At 63.6% G+C, this 21,337-nt stretch carries 20 protein-coding genes and 1 riboswitch; of the genes, 8 read left to right on the top strand and 12 right to left on the bottom strand.

Annotation, left to right across the window (positions count from 1 at the left end):
- The first annotated feature begins 36 nt into the window (after window positions 1–36).
- Window positions 37–1,626, top strand: coding sequence for a hypothetical protein (locus tag ABVK50_RS24435; protein ID WP_353644123.1), 1,590 nt, complete (start codon window positions 37–39; stop codon window positions 1,624–1,626).
- Between the two features lie 22 nt (window positions 1,627–1,648).
- On the opposite strand, the gene ABVK50_RS24440 is transcribed toward ABVK50_RS24435, so the two are convergent.
- The 4 genes from ABVK50_RS24440 to ABVK50_RS24455 are packed head-to-tail and all read right to left on the bottom strand — an operon-like array spanning window position 1,649 to window position 4,712.
- On the bottom strand, window positions 1,649–1,948 hold the full coding sequence (locus tag ABVK50_RS24440) for a CcdB family protein (protein ID WP_353644122.1): 300 nt from the start codon (window positions 1,946–1,948) through the stop codon (window positions 1,649–1,651).
- The gene (locus ABVK50_RS24445) at window positions 1,948–2,190 is read right to left on the bottom strand and encodes a type II toxin-antitoxin system CcdA family antitoxin (protein WP_353644121.1); all 243 of its coding nucleotides are present in this window, start codon (window positions 2,188–2,190) and stop codon (window positions 1,948–1,950) included. Before ABVK50_RS24445 ends, ABVK50_RS24440 begins: the two co-directional genes overlap by 1 nt.
- Before the next feature lie 60 nt (window positions 2,191–2,250).
- Complete coding sequence (locus tag ABVK50_RS24450) at window positions 2,251–4,059, bottom strand: ABC-F family ATP-binding cassette domain-containing protein (RefSeq protein ID WP_353644120.1); 1,809 nt, start codon at window positions 4,057–4,059, stop codon at window positions 2,251–2,253.
- Window positions 4,060–4,064: 5 nt separating this feature from the next.
- Entirely contained in the window at window positions 4,065–4,712 is a 648-nt protein-coding gene (locus tag ABVK50_RS24455; RefSeq protein WP_353644119.1) for a thiamine diphosphokinase, read from the bottom strand.
- 107 nt (window positions 4,713–4,819) lie between these two features.
- A riboswitch (TPP riboswitch) is annotated at window positions 4,820–4,934 on the top strand.
- Window positions 4,935–4,977: 43 nt separating this feature from the next.
- Here ABVK50_RS24455 and thiB point away from each other — a divergent pair.
- The 4 genes from thiB to ABVK50_RS24475 all read left to right on the top strand — a co-directional run bounded on the left by thiB (window position 4,978) and on the right by ABVK50_RS24475 (window position 10,131).
- Window positions 4,978–5,979 carry a thiamine ABC transporter substrate binding subunit gene (gene thiB / locus ABVK50_RS24460; RefSeq protein WP_353644118.1) on the top strand — a complete coding sequence of 334 codons (1,002 nt, stop codon included), beginning with the start codon at window positions 4,978–4,980 and terminating at the stop codon, window positions 5,977–5,979.
- Between the two features lie 129 nt (window positions 5,980–6,108).
- Window positions 6,109–7,749, top strand: a complete 1,641-nt coding sequence (gene thiP, locus ABVK50_RS24465) for a thiamine/thiamine pyrophosphate ABC transporter permease (RefSeq protein WP_353644117.1) — start codon at window positions 6,109–6,111, stop codon at window positions 7,747–7,749.
- Window positions 7,746–8,504: a thiamine ABC transporter ATP-binding protein gene (thiQ, locus tag ABVK50_RS24470; protein ID WP_353644116.1), complete on the top strand. Its 759-nt coding sequence runs from the start codon at window positions 7,746–7,748 to the stop codon at window positions 8,502–8,504. The genes thiP and thiQ overlap by 4 nt, the downstream gene beginning before the upstream one ends.
- Window positions 8,505–8,688: 184 nt before the next feature.
- Window positions 8,689–10,131: a M48 family metalloprotease gene (locus ABVK50_RS24475; protein WP_353645826.1), complete on the top strand. Its 1,443-nt coding sequence runs from the start codon at window positions 8,689–8,691 to the stop codon at window positions 10,129–10,131.
- Between the two features lie 11 nt (window positions 10,132–10,142).
- On the opposite strand, the gene ABVK50_RS24480 is transcribed toward ABVK50_RS24475, so the two are convergent.
- Entirely contained in the window at window positions 10,143–10,736 is a 594-nt protein-coding gene (locus tag ABVK50_RS24480) for a L,D-transpeptidase (RefSeq protein WP_353644115.1), read from the bottom strand.
- 83 nt (window positions 10,737–10,819) lie between these two features.
- Here ABVK50_RS24480 and ABVK50_RS24485 point away from each other — a divergent pair, with 83 nt between their 5' ends.
- Window positions 10,820–11,503, top strand: coding sequence for a response regulator transcription factor (locus tag ABVK50_RS24485; RefSeq protein WP_353644114.1), 684 nt, complete (start codon window positions 10,820–10,822; stop codon window positions 11,501–11,503).
- Between the two features lie 64 nt (window positions 11,504–11,567).
- Complete coding sequence (locus ABVK50_RS24490) at window positions 11,568–12,023, top strand: cyclic nucleotide-binding domain-containing protein (RefSeq protein WP_353644113.1); 456 nt, start codon at window positions 11,568–11,570, stop codon at window positions 12,021–12,023.
- Between the two features lie 6 nt (window positions 12,024–12,029).
- Here ABVK50_RS24490 and ABVK50_RS24495 read toward each other — a convergent pair whose 3' ends face one another.
- The 7 genes from ABVK50_RS24495 to tesB all read right to left on the bottom strand — a co-directional run bounded on the left by ABVK50_RS24495 (window position 12,030) and on the right by tesB (window position 19,984).
- Complete coding sequence (locus ABVK50_RS24495) at window positions 12,030–12,836, bottom strand: exodeoxyribonuclease III (protein ID WP_353644112.1); 807 nt, start codon at window positions 12,834–12,836, stop codon at window positions 12,030–12,032.
- Between the two features lie 136 nt (window positions 12,837–12,972).
- Complete coding sequence (locus tag ABVK50_RS24500; protein ID WP_353644111.1) at window positions 12,973–13,689, bottom strand: outer membrane lipoprotein carrier protein LolA; 717 nt, start codon at window positions 13,687–13,689, stop codon at window positions 12,973–12,975.
- A gap of 61 nt (window positions 13,690–13,750) precedes the next feature.
- On the bottom strand, window positions 13,751–16,378 hold the full coding sequence (locus ABVK50_RS24505; protein WP_353644110.1) for a DNA translocase FtsK: 2,628 nt from the start codon (window positions 16,376–16,378) through the stop codon (window positions 13,751–13,753).
- Window positions 16,379–16,647: 269 nt separating this feature from the next.
- Window positions 16,648–16,932 carry a glycine zipper domain-containing protein gene (locus tag ABVK50_RS24510; protein ID WP_353644109.1) on the bottom strand — a complete coding sequence of 95 codons (285 nt, stop codon included), beginning with the start codon at window positions 16,930–16,932 and terminating at the stop codon, window positions 16,648–16,650.
- Window positions 16,933–17,147: 215 nt separating this feature from the next.
- On the bottom strand, window positions 17,148–18,524 hold the full coding sequence (locus ABVK50_RS24515) for an ammonium transporter (RefSeq protein ID WP_353644108.1): 1,377 nt from the start codon (window positions 18,522–18,524) through the stop codon (window positions 17,148–17,150).
- Between the two features lie 25 nt (window positions 18,525–18,549).
- Complete coding sequence (locus ABVK50_RS24520) at window positions 18,550–18,888, bottom strand: P-II family nitrogen regulator (RefSeq protein ID WP_353644107.1); 339 nt, start codon at window positions 18,886–18,888, stop codon at window positions 18,550–18,552.
- Window positions 18,889–19,108: 220 nt separating this feature from the next.
- The gene (tesB, locus tag ABVK50_RS24525; RefSeq protein ID WP_353644106.1) at window positions 19,109–19,984 is read right to left on the bottom strand and encodes an acyl-CoA thioesterase II; all 876 of its coding nucleotides are present in this window, start codon (window positions 19,982–19,984) and stop codon (window positions 19,109–19,111) included.
- A 94-nt stretch (window positions 19,985–20,078) separates the two neighbouring features.
- Here tesB and ABVK50_RS24530 point away from each other — a divergent pair, with 94 nt between their 5' ends.
- Window positions 20,079–21,323, top strand: coding sequence for a ubiquinone biosynthesis hydroxylase (locus ABVK50_RS24530; RefSeq protein WP_353644105.1), 1,245 nt, complete (start codon window positions 20,079–20,081; stop codon window positions 21,321–21,323).
- Window positions 21,324–21,337 lie beyond the last annotated feature (14 nt).

Consider the following 21,337-nt stretch of genomic DNA (forward strand, 5'->3'; position numbering starts at 1 on the left):
CGCGATCCGGAACAAGGAATTCACAGGTCGACAAGCATGGCAGATTTCGTAGCGGTTCTGAAAAAGACGCTGGACGGGTTGAACGACGCCACTCCGCAAACGCGCGAGAAGGTGTACGACAAGGCACGCTCGACCATCGCCGCAAAACTCGCCGCGATGAACCCGCCGCCGCCCGAAGGCGTGATCGACCGCCAGAAGCGCGCCCTCGAGGAGGCGATCGCCAGCATTGAGCGGGAATATGCAGTCGAACATGCGTCGAACGACCCGCTGGCCGAACTCGAGAATGTTTTCGCGTCTTTGAAGAATCCCGAGCCGCGGCCGCTCCGGCAGGAACCGCCTGCGGCGTCGAAAGCTGCCCCTCCACCTCCGCAGCCTGCGCCTGTTCCCGCGCCGGTGTCCGCGCCCGAGCCCCCGCCGGCGGAAAAGGTTCCGCCATTGGCGGGCAGCCCGGCACTGGGTCCGGAGATGGAGCGCGACGACGCGGTCCACGAAGACGAAGACGACGGCGATCCCGAAACGGAAATCATAGCGCCGGATCGTCCCTATGAGCGCCGACGCAGCTATGGCGGCCTCGTAGCGGCCGGCATCGCGCTCGCCCTTCTCGCGGGCGGCGGCTATGGCGTCTGGCTGAACAAGGACGCCTTCAGCGACATTCTGGGACTGGAACAGTCCGGCCCCATGGCCGGAGCACCGGTCGAGACCAGGCCGCTCGTCGAGCCTGAAGACGAGCCGGAAACGGAAATGGCTGCGGCGCCTCCGGCGGAAACTCCGCCGGCCGATACGCCGCCGGCCGCCGCTCCCGCCGAAACCAAGTTCACGCAGCGGCTGACCAGCGATGGCGGCGAAGTCGATCCCGGTCCGGCCGGCGGCGAGGCCGCCATCGGCGAAGGCACCTCCGTCGCCGCGGCGACGCAGCCCCCGGGTGCGCCTGTAACGCCCGAGCCGGCCGCGCCGGCTGACCAGAACGGCGCTGCGGAACCGGGCGCGCCTCCAGCCGGGCAGCCGTCGGCCGCAGAAGGCGAGACGCCGGCCGAACCCGATGTTCCGGTCTCAGAGCCGACAGTCGCCGTCGGCCAGAGAGCGATCTTCTACGAGGAGCGCACCAATGTCGCCGAGGGCTCGGCAGAGCCTGGCTCCATCGTCTGGTCGCTGGTACAGGAATCACCTGGCGGCGACCTGCCCCCCGAGCCGGCGATCCGCGCCGAGGCCACCATCCCCGGCAAGGACGTGCAATTGCGCATGACCATCAGGCGCAACGCCGACCAGACGCTGCCGGCCAGCCACATCATCGAGGTTATATTCCTGACGCCCGAAGGCTTTGAGGGCGGCGGCATCGACAATGTTCTGCGCATTTCGATGAAGGGCTCGGAGCAGGAGGCGGGCAGCCCGCTGATCGGCATTCCTGCCAAGATCGCCGACGGCTTCTTCCTGGTGGCGCTCAACGATTCCAAGCCGGAGATCGACGCCAATCTTACGCTGCTCCGCCGCCAGAGCTGGATCGACGTGCCGGTCATCTACAAGTCCGGCCGCCGCGCGCTTTTCACCATGGAAAAGGGCATTCCCGGCGCGAAAGTGTTCGACGAGGCGATGAAAGCCTGGCAGGCCGCAAGCAGCAGCGCCGGCTGATGAAGGGCCGCCGGGCGGCGCGTCAGAATCCCTGGAACAGCATGTCGAGCGCGCCGACGATCTGATCGTGGTGCGGAAGCAGATTGATTCTGGACTCGGCAAGCCGAACCGCGGGAACCGTAGCGATCAGATGCGTGAACATTGCATAATGCTTGCCGTTAATTGAGAAAACCGGATTGAGCTTACGCACTACCCGCAACTTTTCGACATACGGCACCAGCGGGACCACGACGCGCGTGTTTAATTCATCCAGAAGGTCGGCTTGGACCTCGAGCAGATAGCCGGGTCCGCCCGGATTCGGGAACACGTCGTACCGCGCCATCAGAACTGCCGGTATTTTTCCAGCGGCAAGCCGTGTTTCTCTACATACTCGTTAAGGCTCTGGATCGCCTCTCGGTTCTCGATCTTCCAAAGCCGCGCCTTTTCTTCGGCCACCGCATCCGCGATGCTTTTCTCGGCGACGCGGGAGATGTTGATGTCGAGGTTCTTCGCCTCGGCGACCAGCCGCGCGTCGAGGGAAAGGTTAGTCGATTTTCGTTGTGCGGAACGGGACTGGCGCATCATGGGTGTCTCACCAATTGATGCGCACAATCTATGCGCATCAAAAGACGATCGCAATGCCGCTCAGCCCTCCAGCTCTTCCCGCAGCATTTCAAGTTCCAGCCACTCCTCCTCCATTGCGGCAAGGGTGGCGCGCTCCCTGTCGAGCGCGGCGATGGTCTTCTGAAAGCCCTTGGGGTCGCGCTCATAGAAGGCGGGATCGGCAATATTGTTCTCCAGTGCCGAGATCGAGGCCGACACCGCCGCCATTCTTGTCGGCAGGTTTTCCAGCGCGAATTTCTGCTTGAAGGACAGCTTTTTTGCTGGACCCTTTGCCTGGGCAGCGTTGGCGCGTGAGGCTTCCGTCGGCGCTTTCACGATGCCGCGCCGGTCGTCCAGTTTTGTCCCGCCTCGTTGCGCCAGCATGTCGGAATAGCCGCCCGCATATTCGATCCAGCGTCCGTCGCCATCCGGCGCGATGATGCTGGTCACGGTGCGGTCCAGGAAATCGCGGTCATGGCTGACCAGTATGACCGTTCCGGCAAAGCCCGCGACGAGTTCCTGCAAAAGCTCCAGCGTCTCCATGTCGAGATCGTTGGTCGGCTCATCGAGCACCAGGAGGTTGGCCGGACGCGCCAGCACTCGCGCCAGGATCAGCCGCGCCCGCTCGCCCCCGGAAAGCTCGCGCACGGGCGTGCGCGCCTGCTCGGCCTTGAACAGGAAATCCTTCATGTAGGAGACGACGTGGCGCTCCTCGCCATTGATGACCAGGTTCTCGCCGCGCCCGTCGGTGAGGAAATGCGCCAGCGTCTCCTGCGGGTCGACCGACGCGCGCTTCTGGTCGAGGGTGGCAATTTCGAGATTCGTGCCAAGCCGAACCGTGCCGGCGTCCGGCTTCAATTCGCCGGTCAGCATCTTGAGCAGCGTTGTCTTCCCCGCCCCGTTCGGCCCCACCAAGCCGATGCGGTCGCCGCGCTGGATGCGCGTGGAAAACCCCTTCACGACAGTCAGGTCGCCGAAGCTCTTCTCGATGTTCTTTGCCTCGATGACCAGCTTTCCGGATTCGGCCGCGTCGCTCGCCGCCATCGTGGCGACGCCTTCCGCCCCGCGGTGGCCGCGAAAGCGCTGCCGCATCGACTGGAGTTCGCCCAGCCGTCGCATGTTGCGCTTGCGCCGCGCCGTCACGCCGTAGCGCAGCCAGTGCTCCTCGCGCACGATCTGGCGGCCGAGCTTGTGCTGTTCGCGCTCTTCCTCTTCGAGGATCGTGTCGCGCCATTCCTCGAAATGCGCGAAACCTTTTTCCAGCCGCCGGGTCCGGCCGCGGTCAAGCCACACAGTCGTCCGCGAGACGCGCTCGAGAAAGCGGCGGTCGTGCGAAATCACGATCAGCGCCGACGACGAGCGGTTCATCTCCTCTTCCAGCCACTCGATCACCTGCAGGTCGAGATGGTTGGTCGGCTCGTCGAGCAGCAATATGTCGGGCTCGGGCGCCATGACGCGGGCGAGAGCGGCGCGACGTGCCTCGCCGCCGGAAAGATCGTTCGGGCTCTCCTCACCTGTCAGACCGAGATGCTCCATCAGATAGGTTGCGCGGTAGGGATCGTCGGCCGGCCCAAGCCCGGCCTCGACATAGGCGCGAACGCTGCCAAAACCTTCCATGTCCGGCATCTGCGGCAAATAGCGGATCGTCGCGGAAGGCTGGCGGAACACCTCGCCGTCCTGCGGCTCGACCAGGCCGGCGGCAATCCTGAGCAGCGTCGATTTGCCCGAACCGTTGCGGCCGACCAGCGCGATGCGCTCGCCGGCCGAGGCCGAAAGCGACGCGCCATCGAGCAAGGGCGCGCCGCCGAAGGTCAGTCTGATGCCGTCGAGATTGAGAAGCGGTGGCGCCATGTCGTTCAGTGTTCCGGAAGCGGGTAAGGATGAGCCAGCAGGACGGCGCGGCCGCTTTCCAGGGAAATGCGCAGGCGCCCCCGCGTCTCGTTGGAGATCGTCAGCGAAGAGCCGAACGCCACCTCGACCCTATCGAGCGGCCATTTTGCGCCCTCGACCGACAGCCCGAAAAGTCGGGAGAAGCCGAGAATGGAAAACAGCATGCCGTCGTCGTCATAGTCGAACTCGGCGGCGCCCGGCAGCAGCGGAATTCCTTCCTGCGCGCCACTGGTCAATAACACCTCGACGCCTGCTTCGGCGAGCCTGACCGCCAGCGCGAGGTGCAGGAACTCATGGTCGGCGCGCTGCCCGCCGAACGCGCCGCACAGCACCAGCGACGTCGCGCCGAGACCAAGAGCCTCTGCGATGGCCAGTTCGCCGTCGGTCTTGTCCTTTGCGGACGGAAACGTCTTGCGCGGAATATCTGAATAATGCGCCGGCAGGACCGGCGGAACCGAATCGAAATCGCCGACCCAAAGTTCCGGCTCGACCCCAAGTGCCGCCGCATGCCGGATGCCCGAATCGGCCGCGATGACGCGCGCGCCGGCGATTTGCGCGTCGAGGCGCGGCGTGCGGACGAGGCCGCCGCCGAGGAGGATTGCAAATCTGCTCATGGCGGTGGCCCTTATCACGCGCCGCCCCCGAAACGGAAGGCGGCGATTGCGCGCCATCGCCCGCAAACAAGCGCTTGCTCTGCCCGCCCGGCGGCCCTATGTCTGGAAATGCTCTAACGGGGTGCCGGATGCGACGTTTCGCATGCCGGCTGAGAGGCAGATCGCCAACCCGCTGAACCTGATCCGGTTTGCACCGGCGGAGGGATTAGATGCCTCGGACGCCCGGCGCTTCAATTCCCTTTCAAAACGAATGAAGGAGGCGCCGATGCGCATTTTGTTGTCCCTTGTCTCAGCACTAGCGATTTCCGCCGCGGCCGTTCCGGCTTTCGCGCAGGAAAAGCTCACCATCTACACCTATGAGAGCTTCACCGCCGAGTGGGGCCCGGGGCCGCAGGTCGAAAAGGCTTTCGAGGCGGAGTGCGACTGCGATCTCGAATTCGTCTCGGTCGCCGACGGCGTGGCGCTGCTCAACCGGGTGAGGCTCGAAGGCGCCTCAACCAAGGCCGATATCGTGCTCGGCCTTGACACCAACCTTACAGCCGAGGCCGAGGCGACGGGCCTGTTCGCCCCGTCAGGCACCGATCTCGCTAACGTCAACGTGCCCGGCGGCTGGACCGACGATGTCTTCGTGCCGTTCGACTACGGCTATTTCGCCGTCGTATACGATACGGAAAAGCTCGAGAACCCGCCGAAAAGCATGAAGGAGCTGGTTGAGGGCGATCCGGAACAGAAGATCGTCATCCAGGATCCGCGCACCTCGACGCCCGGCCTTGGCCTGCTGCTCTGGGTCAAGGCCGTCTATGGCGATGAGGCGCCGGAGGCCTGGGCGAAGCTGCAGAAGCGCGTATTGACGGTCACGCCGGGCTGGAGCGAGTCTTACGGCCTGTTCACCAAGGGAGAAGCGCCGATGGTGCTGTCCTACACCACCTCGCCCGCCTACCACGTCATTGCGGAAAACACCAAAAGGTATCAGGCGGCGGCTTTCGAGGAAGGGCACTATCTCCAGGTCGAGGTGGCCGGCATAACCACCACCGGCGCGAAAAACCCGCTGTCGCAGAAGTTCATGGCATTCATGACCGGGCCTGGCTTCCAGGATGTCATTCCCGAGACCAACTGGATGTTCCCGGCGGGCCGGACCGAGAAACCCCTTCACCCGGCATTCGCCGATCTGGTGCAGCCGGCAAAGACGCTTACCTTCGGCCCCGAAGAGGTCGCAGAGAACCGCAAGGCCTGGGTCGACGAGTGGCTCGCCGTGATGAGCGAGTGATTAACCGGCAATGAGCCGACTGCCCCTCATCCGCCTGCCGGCACCTTCTCCCCGTGAACAACGAGGAGAAGGGCGATATTCCAACGCTGACGACCCCCTCTCCCCGTCCTTCACGGGGAGAGGGTAAGGATGAGGGGCAGCGCCAGCGTGCTGAGACTGACAACCGCCAACCCCCGCATCGCCGCAGGCATTGTCGCGCTGACGGCAATCGCGATCCTCATCGGCGGCGCTTTCGCTGGGCTGATCGTCGAAGGCGCGCGGGAAATATCCGGCCCTCTATCGGCTTTCGATTCCTACCTGTTCCGCGTCATGCGCTTCACCCTGTGGCAGGCGCTGCTGTCGACCGCACTGTCGGTGGTTCCGGCGATCTTCGTTGCCCGCGCTCTGTCGCGCCATCCGAGTTTTCCCGGCAGAAGCCTCATCCTGCGCCTTTTCGCCGTGCCGCTGGCGCTGCCGGCGATCGTCGCCGCGCTAGGCGTTCTGGCGCTTTATGGCCGCGCCGGCTATTTCGCCGACGTGTTCAGCGCCGTCGCCGGCCAGAACTGGCCGGGCATTTACGGCCTTTCCGGCATCCTGGTCGCGCACGTCTTCTTCAACCTGCCGCTGGCGACGCGGCTGTTTCTCGAAGCGCTCGACACGGTGCCCGCCGACCAATGGCGGCTGGCGAGCCAACTCGGCATGGGGGCGAGACCCGCCTTCCGGCTGATCGAATGGCCGGCTCTGCGCGCCAGCCTGCCTGGCGTCGCCGGGCTGGTCTTCATGCTCTGCATCACCTCCTTCACCATCGTGCTCACGCTCGGCGGCGGGCCGCGCGCCACCACGCTCGAGGTGGCGATCTACCAATCGCTGCGCTTCGACTTTGATCCCGCGCGAGCGGTCGCATTGACGCTGCTGCAGATCGCGCTCACCGTGGCAGTTGTTTTCGCGCTGATGCGGCTCGGCGCCAACATCACCAGCGATGCAAATCTGCCGGTCGCGCCGCGCCGCTACGTTTCTGCCAGCAAGCCGGAAACGACGTTCAACACCGTGCTCCTCATCATAGCGCTGCTGTTCGTTGCCGGCCCGATGCTGGCGACGGTTATCGCCGGACTGGACGCTGATCTTGTCCGATTGGCGGGTGAAACCGCGGTGCGGCAGGCAACGACAACCAGTATCGTGCTCGCTACGCTATCAGCGCTGCTTTCGGCGGCGTTGGCGCTTTCGCTCGTCATGGCGCGGCGGGCGCTGGCGCTAAGGCGCGGAAGCGGTCGCAAGACGCTCCTCGAAAGCGTCGTCGACACCGGCGCCAGCCTTGTTCTGGTGGTGCCGCCGATCGTCATTGGCGCCGGATGGTTCGTGCTCTTGCGCCATTTCGGCGACGTTTTCGCTGTGGCGCCTGTCATGGTGGTGACCGTCAACGCAGTCATGGCGATGCCCTTTGCAATCCGAGCCGTTCGGCCTGCCCACGACGCGGCGAGCGAACGCCATGAGCGCCTGTGCGCGCAACTCGGCATCGGCGGCTGGAATCGGCTGAGGCTGGTGGAATGGCCGGTTCTGCGGCGACCGTTGATGACGGCATTCGCCTTCGCCATGGCGCTATCGCTCGGCGATCTCGGCGTTATAGCGCTGTTCGGCAGCGATGCCGTGCAGACCCTGCCCTATCTGCTTCTGGCGCGCATGGGCAGCTACCGCACCGATGATGCCGCGGGGCTTGCCCTGCTGCTCGGCCTGCTCTGCCTGGCGCTGATGATGTTGGCCGACCGGCTCGGAAAGGGCTTTCTCCCGCGATGACCACAGGCGCTGCAATCCGGCTCGACCATGTCGCCTTCAGCTATGGCGAAGCCGCCATGAATTTCGACACGGAGATCAAGGCATCCACCATAACCGCAATCATGGGCGCCAGCGGTTCCGGGAAATCGACGCTGCTCAATCTGATAGCCGGTTTCGAGACGCCGCAGGCGGGCCGCGTCCTGATCGGCGGAATGGATGTTACCCGCCTGGCGCCGGCCGCGCGGCCGGTATCGATGGTGTTCCAGGAGAACAATCTGTTTGCGCATCTGAGCGTAGAGCAAAATGTCGGGCTCGGCCGCTCGCCGGCCCTCAGGCTGACGGCGAAAGACCGTGAAGCGGTAGCCGGCGCGCTTGAACGCACGGGTCTTTCCGGCAAGGAGAAACGCCTGCCGCGAGAGCTTTCAGGCGGCGAGCGGCAACGCGTCGCGCTCTCCCGCGCGCTTGTGCGTGACCGCCCGGTGCTGCTGCTGGACGAGCCCTTCGCCTCTCTCGGCCCCGCGCTGCGTGAAGACATGCTCGACCTCGTCACAAGCTTGCATGCCGAGCGCGAGATGACGGTGGTGCTGGTCACGCACCAGCCGGGGGATGCGCGTCGTATCGCGCAGCGCATGATCTTTCTTGAAAGCGGAACCGTCGCCGCGACAGGCGAAATCGAGTTTTTCTTCGGACCTGATGGACCCGAGGCGTTCAGGCGCTATATCGGCACGAAAGAAACAGGGGGCCTTTCAACCGAAACCGCCCGGAAGACGACATAATTTGCAGGCAAACCGCGCTTGAACTTTCCTGCGTGATTTGCATATGCGGGTCTTGTTCAGGTCCGCGTAACATTGATCAGTCATCATGCTCCGGATTGTCGCGAGAAAGGAACGCGTTCTGCCGACTTGCCTGACCACGGAAGCGATCACGCCGAAGCCGGCGCGCATTACTGCGCGCTTCGGCATGGCGGTGGCGTTGACCGCGTTCGTCGCGGGCTGCCAGTCGATGACGCCCGATATCAAGGAATCCGCGTTCCAGCCTTCCGACAATCCGGTCACCGTCGACAATGTTTCGCGCAACGACAGGCTGGCGGAGATCGCGCGCGGCCAGCATCCGCGCATTCTCGCCACCTATGGCGGCGAGTATTCCGATCCCAAGCTGGAGCGCATGGTGGCCAAGGTGGTGGGCAATCTGACCACCGTTTCGGGCAATCCGACCCAGGCCTACAGGATCACCATCCTCAACTCTCCCAACGTCAACGCCTTCGCGCTGCCGGGCGGGTATCTCTATGTGACGCGCGGGCTTCTGGCGTTGGCCAATGATTCGGCCGAGCTCGCCGCCGTCATCGCCCACGAGATGGGCCACGTCACGGCCAATCACGGCCTGCAGCGCCAGCAGAAGGAAGCCGAGGAGGTGCTTGCCACCAGGGTCGTCACCGATGTTCTCGGCGAGAACCCGAGCGCCAAGGTGGCGCTGATCCGCGGCAAGCTGCGCCTCGCGCAGTTCTCGCGCAACCAGGAGCTGGAGGCCGACGCCATCGGCATCAGGGCCAGCGGCCAGGCAGGCTTCGACCCGTTTGCGGCGGGCCGCTTCCTCCAATCCATGGCCGCCTACAGCGAGATGCGCAGCGTCAGCGGCGCCAGCGACCCGAATCTCGACTTCCTCGCCAGCCACCCTAATGCGCCGCAGCGTATCGAGCTGGCCCAGCGCCATGCCCGCCAGTTCGGTACGCAGGGCACCGGCGTAACCGACCGCGATTCGTTCCTCGCCGGCATTGACGGGCTGCTGTTCGGCGACACGCCGGAAGAAGGCTATGTCCGCGGCAACACTTTCCTGCATCCAGGGCTCGGCGTCTCGTTCTCGGTGCCGGCGGGTTTCGTCATCGACAATTCGGCCGCAGCGGTCACCGCGACCGGCCCCGGCGACATGGCGATCCGCTTCGACGGCGTTTCGATCGACCCCAACGTGCCGCTCACCGACTATATCCGCAGCGGCTGGGTCGCCGGTCTCGACAATGCCAGCGTGCGAGCCGAGACAATCAATGGCAATCAGGCCGCTGTGGCGAGCGCACGGGCCGAAGGCTGGCAGTTCGACATCACTGTGATTCGCACTGGCGGCAAGGTCTATCGCCTGCTGACGGCGGCGCCCTTGGCCAACACCTCGCTCGACCCGGTCGCGCGCGCCGTCAGCGGCAGTTTCAAGGCGCTGAGCGCTAGCGAAAAAGCGGCGCTCAAGCCGCTGCGCATCCGCGTCGTCACCGTCAGGCCCGGCGACACGGTCGGCTCGCTTTCCGCGCAGATGGCCGGGGTCGACAAGAAGCTTGAACTTTTCCGGCTGCTCAACGCGCTGTCGCCGGGCGCATCGGTTTCCGCCGGCGACAAGGTCAAGATCGTCTCGGACCGCTAAGCCTGAGCTGTTTATCGCGTAACGGTCAGCACCGTCCGCTTCGAAAGAACCGGCAAAAGCCGGGCCATCACCTTGGCAGTCACCGCCACGCAACCTTGCGTCGGGGTGAAGCCCGGTCTTGCGAGATGGAAGAAGATAGCGCTGCCGCGTCCGCGTCGACGCGGCGTGATGTTCCAGTCGAGCACGATGCAGACATCGTAGAGCCTGTCTTCGCGCAGCATGTGTTCGTGGCTGGCGGCATAGGGCAGCTTCACCGGACGGTTGTAGTTGCGGTCGTCCGGAACTTCACACCAGCCGAGCGATGCATCGATTGGGGTCATGGACAGCCGTGAATTCCCGGGCGCAAAACGGTCGCGGCGAAAGTAGCCCGAGAGGATGCGCATGCGCGCCAACGGCGTCGCACCATCGCCTTCGCGTTTGCGCGAGGATATGCCGCCGTGGCCTATAGCGCATGGAAACACCATTCCGCCGGCATTCAGGAGCCCTTTGCAGCGGTCGCCCGGCTTCGCCCGCACTGTCAGCGCCGAAAGGCCACCCCGCAATTTTGTCCCGGCCCCATTGCGTTCACGTTTTTTGGAGTATGATCGCATTGCGAAGCAAATCACCGTGATTGGCTGTTCCGATGGCTACGTTCCGCATAAACGATGAACGGTCAACAGAATTTCTTTTAGAAACAACGGATTGATCCATGACATCTCGAACCATCCTGATCGTTGATGACGACGAAGACCTGCGCGCCACACTTGTCGAGCAACTGTCTCTGTACGAGGAATTCGACGTCCTGCAGGAAGCAACCGCGGCCAAGGGCATCGCGGTGGCCCGCGCCGGCCTCATCGATCTCCTGGTAATGGATGTGGGTCTGCCGGACATGGATGGCCGCGAAGCTGTCAAGCTCCTGCGCAAGGGCGGCTACAAGGCGCCGATCATCATGCTGACCGGCCACGACACCGATTCCGACACTATCCTGGGGCTCGAGGCAGGCGCCAACGACTACGTAACGAAGCCGTTTCGCTTCGCCGTATTGCTCGCCCGCATCCGCGCCCAGCTGCGCCAGCACGAGCAGAGCGAGGACGCTACCTTTTCCGTCGGTCCCTACACGTTCAAGCCCAGCCAGAAGCTGCTGATCGACCAGCGCGGCGCTAAAGTGAGGCTGACGGAAAAAGAAGCCTCGATCATCAAATATCTATATCGCGCCGACCAGAAAGTGGTGACCCGCGACATCCTTCTCGAAGAGGTCTGGGGCTACAATTCCGGCGTCACCACCCACACTCTTGAAACGCACGTTTACCGGCTTCGCCAGAAGATCGAGCGCGATCCTTCCAATGCAGAAATTCTTGTGACAGAAAGCGGCGGATACAAGCTGGTTCCGTAACCGGTTCTCCGGCAGTGGGGGCTGCCGAAGGAGGGAGGGATCAGCGCCGTGAATCGGGGACACAATGGCGCTGGATGACGAAATTCGCATCCTGTCCGGCGTGAGGCTTTTCGAGGGCTTCAGCCAGGAACAGTTGCGTCTGCTCGCCTTCGGCGCCGAAACCATGCATCTTGCGGCCGACAGAAAGCTTTATCGCGAAGATGACGAAGCCGATTCCGCATACGTCGTGATCAAAGGCACGATAAGCCTGTTTCGCGAACAGGGCGATCAGCGCATTCCCGTCGGCACGGCCGAGGCCGGCGCAATGCTGGGCGAACTCGCCCTGATCGCCGACACCAGACGGCTTACAAGCGCTGCCGCTGCGACCAACGCCGAAATCCTGCGGCTGAACCGCAAGATGTTCCACCGCATCCTGGAAGAGTATCCCGAGCTCGCGATCACGCTGCGCCAGCGCATCGTCGAAGATCTGCAGGCGCTCGTCCGCCGCATCGAAGCCGTTGCCTCGCGTTTCGAGAGTTAAAACCCTTCAATCAAGTTCGAATCGGGCAATGACCGGTACATGGTCTGACGGCCGGTCCCATCCGCGCGCCTCGCGCAGGATTTCGATGCCGGAGAGACATTCTGTCAGGTTCGACGATGACCAGATATGGTCGAGGCGGCGTCCGCGGTTGGAGAGCTCCCAATCCTGGGCGCGATAACTCCACCAAGTATAGAGCTTCTGGTCGAGCGGCACATTGAGTCGCATCAGATCCACCCATTCGCCGGCCTTGCGCATGGCTTCGAAGCTTTCGGTCTCCACCGGCGTATGGCTGACGACATTGAGAAGCTGCTTGTGCGACCAGACATCGTGCTCGAGCGGCGCGATGTTCAAGTCGCCAACCAGAATTGACCCCGAAAGCTCGTTATATTCAGCCCGGATAGCATTCATTTCGGCTACGAAATCAAGCTTGTGACGGAATTTCCAGTTGATCTCCGGATCGGGTTCGTCGCCTCCGGCTGGAACATAGAAATTGTGCACCAACAGCGACTTTCCGCCTGCTGCAATCCGCACCGAAAGATGCCGGCAGTCGCCCTTCAGGCAGAAATCTCGCTTCTCCACCGTTTCGATCGGCCGGCGCGCGATGGTCGCCACGCCATGATAACCTTTCTGGCCGCTGATCGAGATGTGCTCGTAGCCGAGCTTCCGAAACGCCGCGAAAGGAAACAGATCGTCGGGACATTTCGTTTCCTGAAGACACAGAATGTCGGGCGCGCGCTCGAGCAGAAGCCGCTCCACGATCGGCATGCGCAGCCGCACGGAATTGATGTTCCAGGTGGCGATGGTGAATGTCATGAGGAGATCCGGACGGGAAACAAGGCCCGGAAACTGGCAGCGCCGCGCACGGATTACAAGCACGTCGCCACGACAAGCGGGCGCTACCCAGCCTTTCCACAGTTAACGCCCCGGAGGCGCTCCGCGGGAATGCCGACTAGCGGCTGGAATGCCTCTTTTTGTTCAGCTCAATATTGCGCCTGTAGTCGATCTTGAACAGATCCTGGTCGATCTTAACGCCCTGCCGCACATTGAAGATCATCACCGTCGTATCCTTGCCCTGCGCGTCGGTAATGGTCCACTGGCGAAGATCGTAGGATTTCGGATCGAACATCATGGTGATGTGCGAATTGCCAAAAACCGATTTGTCGGCGAGCTGGATCGTCGTCAAATCTTCCTCTTCCTTGACGCTCCTGACCTTGTTGCCGGACAGGTCGATGCGTTCGTCGAGCAGCAGCTTCAGCGGCGTCTTCGACAATGGATAGAGGTCCATCGTGTTCATCTTCTTGTTGTCAAGCACGACGGATTGGCCGTCGGAGATCACCTTGAAGCCGGATGAGCCGTCATAGTTGAAGCGGATCTTGCCCGGGCGTTCTATGTAGAACTTGCCGCCGGTCTGTTCGCCGCGCGGCCCGAACTGCACGAATTCGCCGGTCATGGTGCGCACGCTGGCAAAGTGGTCGGCGATTTTCTGCGCCGTTTCGGAGGCCGCGGCATGGGCCGGGGCGACGAGGCTGATGCCGGTCGTCGACTTGAGGGCGAAGCTGCCTGCGGCCAAAACAGCCAGGCCCAGAAATGCGCGTCGCGTAGCGCTGGACCCATGGAGCTGATTTGGGGTGTCTTTTGTCATGACGGTGGTCACTTTCGCGTTCATCAAAACTTATGCCTGTCGATATTGAGTTAGTTGGGCTTAAGTTTGGCGGCGGCAAGGGCGGCTAAAACTTGTCCTCCTCGGTGGGCACCAGGATTTCACGCTTTCCGGCGTGGTTGGCCGGGCCGACGATACCTTCCTTCTCCATCTTCTCGATGATCGAGGCGGCGCGGTTATAGCCGATCCCGAGCCGGCGCTGGATATAGCTCGTCGAGGCCTTGCCGTCGCGCAACACGACGGAGACCGCCTGATCGTAAGGATCCTCGGAATCCTCGAAATTGCCGCCGCCGGAACTGCCGCCGCCCGAGCGCGAACCGCCGTCATCGTCGTCCTCACCATCGTCCTCGGTAATCGCGTCGAGATATTCGGGCACGCCCTGCAGCTTGAGGTGGGCGACGACCTTCTCGACCTCGTCGTCCGAGACGAAAGGCCCGTGCACGCGCTGGATGCGCCCGCCGCCGGCCATGTAGAGCATGTCACCCATGCCGAGCAGCTGTTCGGCGCCCTGCTCGCCCAGAATGGTGCGGCTGTCGATCTTGGAAGTGACCTGGAACGAGATGCGGGTCGGGAAATTGGCCTTGATCGTACCCGTGATGACGTCGACTGAGGGCCGCTGCGTAGCCATGATGACATGGATGCCGGCCGCGCGCGCCATCTGCGCAAGCCGCTGCACCGCGCCTTCGATGTCCTTGCCGGCGACCATCATGAGGTCGGCCATCTCGTCGATGATGACGACGATGAAAGGCATCGGCTCGAGATCGAGATTTTCCGTTTCGTAGATCGCCTCGCCGGTCTGCTTGTCGAAGCCGGTCTGCACCGTCCGCGAGATGCGTTCGCCCTTCTTCTCGGCCATTGCCACGCGCTGGTTGAATCCGTCGATGTTGCGCACGCCGACCTTGGACATCTTGCGGTAGCGGTCCTCCATTTCCCGCACTGTCCATTTCAGCGCCACGACAGCCTTCTTCGGATCGGTCACGACAGGCGTCAGCAGATGCGGGATGCCGTCATAGACCGACAGTTCCAGCATCTTCGGATCAATCATGATCAGCCGGCACTCCTGCGGCGTCATGCGGTAGAGCAGGGACAGGATCATGGTGTTGATAGCCACCGACTTGCCCGAGCCGGTGGTGCCGGCCACCAGCACGTGCGGCATCTTGGCGATGTCGACGATCACCGCTTCGCCATTGATCGTCTTGCCGAGCGCAAGCGCGAGCTTGGCCTTGGTCGTCTCGAAATCGCGGCTGGCGAGGATCTCGCGCAGATAGACCGTTTCGCGCTTGGCGTTGGGCAGTTCGATGCCGATGGCGTTGCGGCCCGGAACCACTGCGACGCGTGCGGCGATCGCGCTCATCGAACGGGCGATGTCGTCGGCAAGGCCGATGACGCGCGACGATTTGATGCCTGGCGCCGGCTCCAGTTCATAGAGCGTCACCACCGGACCCGGCCGGACGTGGATGATCTCGCCCTTCACGCCGAAATCCTCCAGCACGCCCTCGAGCAGCCTTGCGTTCTGTTCCAGCGCGTCCTTCGATAGCGAGGCGTCGCGCACCACGTTCTTCGGCTCGCTCAGGAAGTGCAGCGTCGGCATCTCGAACTTGGAGGAGCCTATCAGAGAAGTCTGCGCCTCGCGCTGCACCCGCCCGCCCGGCGCCGGACGCGGAGCGGGTCCCTCCACCCGAACCGACTGAGGCGAGCGGAAATTCTGCACCTGCGGGGCGGCCGGTCGCCCGTCGTCCGGGTCGAGCGAGAAATCCGCTTCCTCATCGTCGTCCGGGTCGATGGAAGGCGCGCGTCCGTCTGCCACCATGGCGGCAAAAAATTCAGGCTCGACCCTCGCCCGGCCTCTGGCGCTGACTCTGGCTTCGGCCATCTCGGCAAACTCGACGCGCTCGGCAGCGCGCCGCCAGCCGCTCTGCGGGCGAATTTCATCGTCGAAGCCGTCATCGCGGCGGCGATTTGCTGCCCGGCGACGAAAGAACGCCCGGATCGAGAGCCACCAATGGGTGATGGCGCCAAGGGCGAGGATGCCTTCGTCATCATCATCGTCGTCGTTGCCGAGCGCCAGATTGTCGGGCTCGCGCTCTTCTCGGAGCGGTGCCCGGTCGATCGGCGCAAAGCCGTTCCGCCGCGAAAGCAGTCCCGAACCATAGGCCGAGAGCCAGACGGCGGGACCGGCAAAGGCCATGACGAGCAGACTGGCGACCCAGCCGGTCGGATAGCCGCCGGTCGCGAGCGACGGCAGCTTCAGCACCATGTCGCCGAACACGCCGCCGAGGCCGGAAGGGAGCGGCCAGGTCGGCGGCGCCGTGACGCACCCGGCGATCGCCGCGAAAAACAGCGAAGCGCCGAACCATGCCAGCGCCCGCCGCGGCATCCTGTCGACGCCGCGCGCCGTGGCGAAAAAGAACCCCCAGATCACCGCCGGAACGAGCGCGGCGACCGAAGACAGGCCGTAGAACTGCATGGCGAGGTCGGCAAAGACCGCGCCGGGGTAGCCCATTGCATTTGTCACCGGATTTGCGGTGGCGTGGCTGAAACTCGGATCGGCGACGTTCCACGTCCCGAGGCTGGCGAGGCCGAAGGCGACAAAGGCGAAAAGCGCCAGGCCGACCGCGCGGCCGACCTGCCGGCGCGCAAATGCCTGGAAGCCGTGCTCCGTATCGGTCAGCGCGAATTGTGTGGCTGAACGCATTCCCGTTCCCCGTCCGCAATAAATTTCGCCCGACAACAAATCTCGGGCAGATTCGGCTTCCAGCCTATCGGGGGGAAGGTTAAGGCCGCATTAACCATGCACCTTGCCCTGGCGTGCATGCCTCTGCCGCGCGTGCTCACGCTCTCGCTGCCGAAACCGCGCATTTCATCAAGCCGCTGGCGGCGGCTTGATGATTCTTCTTGCTGAAAGGGCGCTGGGCGGCCGAACGCGCGAACATGCTGCGCCCGGTCGCCCGACAGGTCAGACGCTTAGCACCGTGCGGTGTAGATCGAGCCGTCCGCACGCTGGTAGCGGCAATATTGCGGACGTGGAGTGGTAGCCGTGCCTACGGCAGCGCCAAGCAGCGCGCCGGCGCCGGCGCCGACCACAGTGGACTTGGTATTGCCGCCAATCGCCTGGCCGGCAAGGGCGCCGACACCGGCGCCCACCAATGCACCGGTACCGGCGCGCTGTTCCTGTTCACTCGTCGCGCAACCGGCGAGGGACATCGCCAGAAGGGCGGAGGCGACAATGGCAACTTTGCGAGATCTCATGATGCTGCTCCTTGAAAATGGGCCCTGCCCTCGCCGGAGATATTTCGACAACCCGCGTCCAGCGTCAACCTCATGTCTACAAAGGACCCATTGAGCCTGAAGCTTGGGCATCCGTGGCGTTAGATAAAAAGAACCCGGCCGGAGCCGGGTTCAGGTGCGGGAGACATTCGCCGCCCGAGGGGATTCTATCGCTTCCGGGCTGCGCCCGGGAGAGATCAGCTGTGGTAGGCGACCTCGCCATGCGAGGTGAGGTCGAGGCCCTGCGTTTCGGCTTCGACGGTCGGGCGCAGGCCGACGATGGCGTCGACGAGCTTGTAGAGGATCGCCGAGATCACGCCGCACCAGACGATGGTGACCAGCACGGCCAGTATCTGGGTCCAGACCTGCCCGCCCATCGTCACGCCTTCGGCATAACCGATGCCGCCGAGCGAGGCCGACGCGAAGATCCCGGTTCCGATCGCGCCGACGATGCCGCCGATGCCATGGATGCCGAACACGTCGAGCGAATCGTCATAGCCGGCTTTGATCTTCACCACCGTGACGAAATAGTAGCAGAACGCGCTGGCGATGGCGCCGAGCACGATCGCGCCGACTGGACCGACCAAGCCCGCGGCGGGCGTAACCGCAACCAGGCCGGCGATCATGCCGGACGCCGCGCCGAGCATCGACGCCTTGCCGCGGGTAAGCGATTCGATGCCGACCCAGGCGATGATGGCGCCGGCGGTCGCGGTGAAGGTGTTGATCATGGCGAGTGCCGCGCCGCCATTGGCTTCCAGATTGGAGCCGGCGTTGAAGCCGAACCAGCCGAACCACAGGATCGATGCGCCGACCATGGTCAGCGTCATGGAGTGCGGGGCCATGTTGTCGCGTCCGTAGCCGCTACGCTTGCCGACCATGATCGAGCCGACCAGCGCGGCGATGCCCGCATTGATGTGAACGACGGTGCCGCCGGCGAAGTCGAGCGCGCCCCATCCGAACAGCAGGCCGCTGGCGTCCCACACCATATGGGCGATCGGGAAATAGACGAACGTCACCCAGAGCACGACGAAGAGCAGCACCGCCGAGAATTTTATGCGCTCGGCGAAGGCGCCGATGATCAGGGCCGGAGTGATGCAGGCGAAGGTCATCTGGAAACAGATGAACACCAGTTCGGGAATGACGACGCCTTCCGAGAAGGTCGCGGACGTGCTGTCAGGCGTCACGCCAGTCAGGAACAGTTTGCCGAGGCCGCCCCAATAGGGGCTGGTGTCGCCGCCGAAGGCGAAGGAATAGCCGTAGACGACCCAAACGATCATCACGACCGCCACGATCATCGTGCACTGCATCAGCACGGAAAGCATGTTCTTGGCCCGGACCAGGCCGCCATAGAACAGAGCGAGGCCGGGAAGGGCCATGAACAGGACGAGGATGGTACACAGCATCATCCAGCCGGTGTCGCCCTTGTCGGGCACGGGCGCGGCGGCTGCAGCCGCATCAGCCGCGGCTGGCGCTGTCTCCTGGGCGAAGGCGGCAAGCGTGCCGAATGCCGTCAGCGCCAGCGTGCCGAGAACGGCAGTGCGCGCCAGCGGCGCAAAACTCTCTGAAATTTTCATTGGTGTCTCCATGACTGCTGGCGGCTCAAAGCGCGTCGGTGTCTGTTTCGCCGGTGCGGATACGTACGGCCTGGTCGATCGAGAAGACGAAGATTTTTCCGTCGCCGATCTGCCCGGTCTTGGCCGCGCTGGTGATCGCTTCGACGGCCTTGTCGACAAGGTCGGTTCCGACGGCCACTTCGATCTTGATTTTCGGCAGGAAGCTCACCGCATATTCGGCTCCGCGGTAGATCTCCGTATGGCCTTTCTGACGCCCGTAGCCTTTGACTTCGGTGACGGTCAGGCCCTGGATCCCGACGGCGGTGAGCGCTTCGCGCACCTCGTCGAGCTTGAACGGCTTGATGATTGCCATCACGATTTTCATAAGGTTTCACCCTTTGCTGATGCGGATCCCCGCAATTGCGCGACATCGCCGAGCCGCCCGAGGCAGCCGATGAGTACTGAGCGCAATTCAAGCTCCGTGCCAGTTGGCGCGGGACGCGTTAACCGTCTGGAAATCAAAGGATAACGGGGATCGCGAGGCTGCACTGCAAGCAGACGCGTCAAATCGTCTGCTCAAGGAATAGGCAATTTTTAAAAATTGCCTATTCGGCGGGCGAATGCCTCAATCTTATCAGTCCCTCCTGGGCGACGGAGGCGATCAGCGTACCGTCCCGCCCATAAAGCGCGCCCCGGGTAAATCCGCGCGAACCCTGCGATGAAGGGCTGTCCTGGGTGTAGAGAATCCAGTCGTCGAGCCGGTGCGGCCGGTGGAACCACATCGCATGATCGAGGCTCGCTGCCTGGATGTCCGGATCGAACACCGCCCGCCCATGTGCGAAGGTCGAGGTATCGAGCAGCGTCATGTCGGAAAGATAGGCGAGCACCGCGGCCTGCGTGGCCCGGTCTGCCGGCACCGGCCCGGCGGTGCGGATCCAGATGTTCTGTTCCGGCGCGAGCTTCTCGCGGCTGGTATAGTGCTTGAGCATGACCGGTTTCATGTCGATGGGACGGTCGCGCTCCCAGTAGCGCTTGATGCCTTCCGGCACGGCGTCGCCGAACTTGCCGATCAGCTCCTGCTGCGTCATCAGCGTGTCGGGAGCCGGCACGTCGAGCGGCATCGGCACCTGATGCTCCAGGCCGTGTTCTTCGCCCTGGAACGATGCTTCGAGCGAAAAAATCGCGTGGCCGTGCTGGATAGCCACCACCCTGCGAGTGGTGAAACTGCCGCCGTCGCGAATGCGGTCCACTTCGTAGATAATCGGCACCTTGGTGTCGCCGGGACGCATGAAATAGCCGTGCAGCGAATGGACATGGCGGTCGGGATTGACCGTACGCTGGGCTGCGACCAGCGCCTGCGCGATGGTCTGGCCGCCGAACACCCTTTGCCAGTCGAGCTTGGGACTGCGACCACGATAGAGGTTGTGTTCGAGCTTCTCCAGGTCGAGAATGGACAGAAGCTCTTGCATGGCCGCCGACATTTTCAGGCCTTTGGAACCGCGTGGAACTGCCCGGGTTTCGAACAGGAACGGCGGGGCAAGTCAAGCCGGCCCGGAAAGACGAAGGATGCTAGCAATGCCACACGGAAAATCAGCAGGAGAAAGGCCTCCTCTCGACGTTTTGGTGGCTGGAGCAGGCTATGTCGGACTGGCCGCCGCCGTCTCCATGAAGCAGGCGAGACCGAATCTGTCTATCGCGGTGGTGGACGCCGCGCCTGAAGGCGTGTGGGAAAAGGACGGCCGCGCCTCAGCTATCGCCGCCGCCGCCTGCCGCATGCTTGGCCGCCTCGGCTGCTGGGACGAGATAGAACTGCAAGCCCAGCCCATCAACGACATGATCGTGACCGATTCCCGCACCAGCGACCCGGTTCGCCCGGTGTTCCTGACCTTTGGCGGCGAGGCAGCGTCGGGCGAACCCTTCGCGCATATGGTCGCCAACAAGACGCTTAACGGGGCGCTTCGCCGGCGGGCCGCCGAACTCGGCATCGACATCATCGAGGGCGTGGCGGTCCGCGCCTTCGAAACCGGCATCGCCAACGTGCTGGTGCACCTCGCCGACGGTATAACGCTCGAGGCGAGGCTGCTGGTCGCAGCCGACGGCGTCAATTCGCGGCTGCGCGACATGGCCGGCATCAAGACGGTGAAGTGGGAGTACGGGCAGTCCGGCATTGTTTGCACCGTGGCGCATGAACGGCCGCACAATGGCCGCGCCGAGGAGCATTTCCTGCCCGCCGGCCCGTTTGCGATCCTGCCGTTGATGGGCAACCGGTCGTCGATCGTATGGACCGAGCGGACGGAGGACGCCGAAAAGCTCGTCAACGGCGACGAACTGGTGTTCGAGATCGAACTCGAGCAGCGTTTCGGGCTGAAGCTCGGCGAAATCCGGGTCGAGGACAAGCCCCGCGCCTGGCCGCTCGGTCTGACCCTGGCGCGAGCCTTCGTGACGCCTCGTTTCGCGTTGTGCGGCGATGCCGCGCACGGCATTCATCCGATCGCCGGACAGGGGCTCAACCTCGGCTTCAAGGATGCGGCCGCATTGGCCGAAACAATCGTGGAAGCCGACCGGCTCGGGCAGGACATCGGCGCGCTCGACGTCTTGCAGCGCTACGAGCGCTGGCGGCGTTTCGATACCGTTCAGATGGGCATCACCACCGACGTCCTGAACCGGCTGTTCTCCAACGACTTCGCGCCGCTGCGAACCATCCGCGACATCGGGCTCGGCCTGGTTGACCGTATGCCGGCGATCAAGGGCTTCTTCATCCGCCAGGCTTCCGGCCTGTCGGGCGGCATGCCCAGGCTGCTCCGGGGCGAGCCGATCTGATTGCGAACAGCGAG

It is taken from the genome of Mesorhizobium sp. WSM2240 (genome assembly GCF_040438645.1).
GTDB lineage: Bacteria > Pseudomonadota > Alphaproteobacteria > Rhizobiales > Rhizobiaceae > Allomesorhizobium.

Coding starts and splice junctions, on each gene's coding strand:
- ABVK50_RS24435 (WP_353644123.1), top strand. CDS start 37: ATGGCAGATTTCGTAGCGGTTCTGAAAAAGACGCTGGACGGGTTGAAC.
- ABVK50_RS24440 (WP_353644122.1), bottom strand. CDS start 1,948: ATGGCGCGGTACGACGTGTTCCCGAATCCGGGCGGACCCGGCTATCTG.
- ABVK50_RS24445 (WP_353644121.1), bottom strand. CDS start 2,190: ATGATGCGCCAGTCCCGTTCCGCACAACGAAAATCGACTAACCTTTCC.
- ABVK50_RS24450 (WP_353644120.1), bottom strand. CDS start 4,059: ATGGCGCCACCGCTTCTCAATCTCGACGGCATCAGACTGACCTTCGGC.
- ABVK50_RS24455 (WP_353644119.1), bottom strand. CDS start 4,712: ATGAGCAGATTTGCAATCCTCCTCGGCGGCGGCCTCGTCCGCACGCCG.
- thiB (WP_353644118.1), top strand. CDS start 4,978: ATGCGCATTTTGTTGTCCCTTGTCTCAGCACTAGCGATTTCCGCCGCG.
- thiP (WP_353644117.1), top strand. CDS start 6,109: ATGAGGGGCAGCGCCAGCGTGCTGAGACTGACAACCGCCAACCCCCGC.
- thiQ (WP_353644116.1), top strand. CDS start 7,746: ATGACCACAGGCGCTGCAATCCGGCTCGACCATGTCGCCTTCAGCTAT.
- ABVK50_RS24475 (WP_353645826.1), top strand. CDS start 8,689: ATGGCGGTGGCGTTGACCGCGTTCGTCGCGGGCTGCCAGTCGATGACG.
- ABVK50_RS24485 (WP_353644114.1), top strand. CDS start 10,820: ATGACATCTCGAACCATCCTGATCGTTGATGACGACGAAGACCTGCGC.
- ABVK50_RS24490 (WP_353644113.1), top strand. CDS start 11,568: ATGGCGCTGGATGACGAAATTCGCATCCTGTCCGGCGTGAGGCTTTTC.
- ABVK50_RS24495 (WP_353644112.1), bottom strand. CDS start 12,836: ATGACATTCACCATCGCCACCTGGAACATCAATTCCGTGCGGCTGCGC.
- ABVK50_RS24500 (WP_353644111.1), bottom strand. CDS start 13,689: ATGAACGCGAAAGTGACCACCGTCATGACAAAAGACACCCCAAATCAG.
- ABVK50_RS24505 (WP_353644110.1), bottom strand. CDS start 16,378: ATGCGTTCAGCCACACAATTCGCGCTGACCGATACGGAGCACGGCTTC.
- ABVK50_RS24510 (WP_353644109.1), bottom strand. CDS start 16,932: ATGAGATCTCGCAAAGTTGCCATTGTCGCCTCCGCCCTTCTGGCGATG.
- ABVK50_RS24515 (WP_353644108.1), bottom strand. CDS start 18,524: ATGAAAATTTCAGAGAGTTTTGCGCCGCTGGCGCGCACTGCCGTTCTC.
- ABVK50_RS24520 (WP_353644107.1), bottom strand. CDS start 18,888: ATGAAAATCGTGATGGCAATCATCAAGCCGTTCAAGCTCGACGAGGTG.
- tesB (WP_353644106.1), bottom strand. CDS start 19,984: ATGTCGGCGGCCATGCAAGAGCTTCTGTCCATTCTCGACCTGGAGAAG.
- ABVK50_RS24530 (WP_353644105.1), top strand. CDS start 20,079: ATGCCACACGGAAAATCAGCAGGAGAAAGGCCTCCTCTCGACGTTTTG.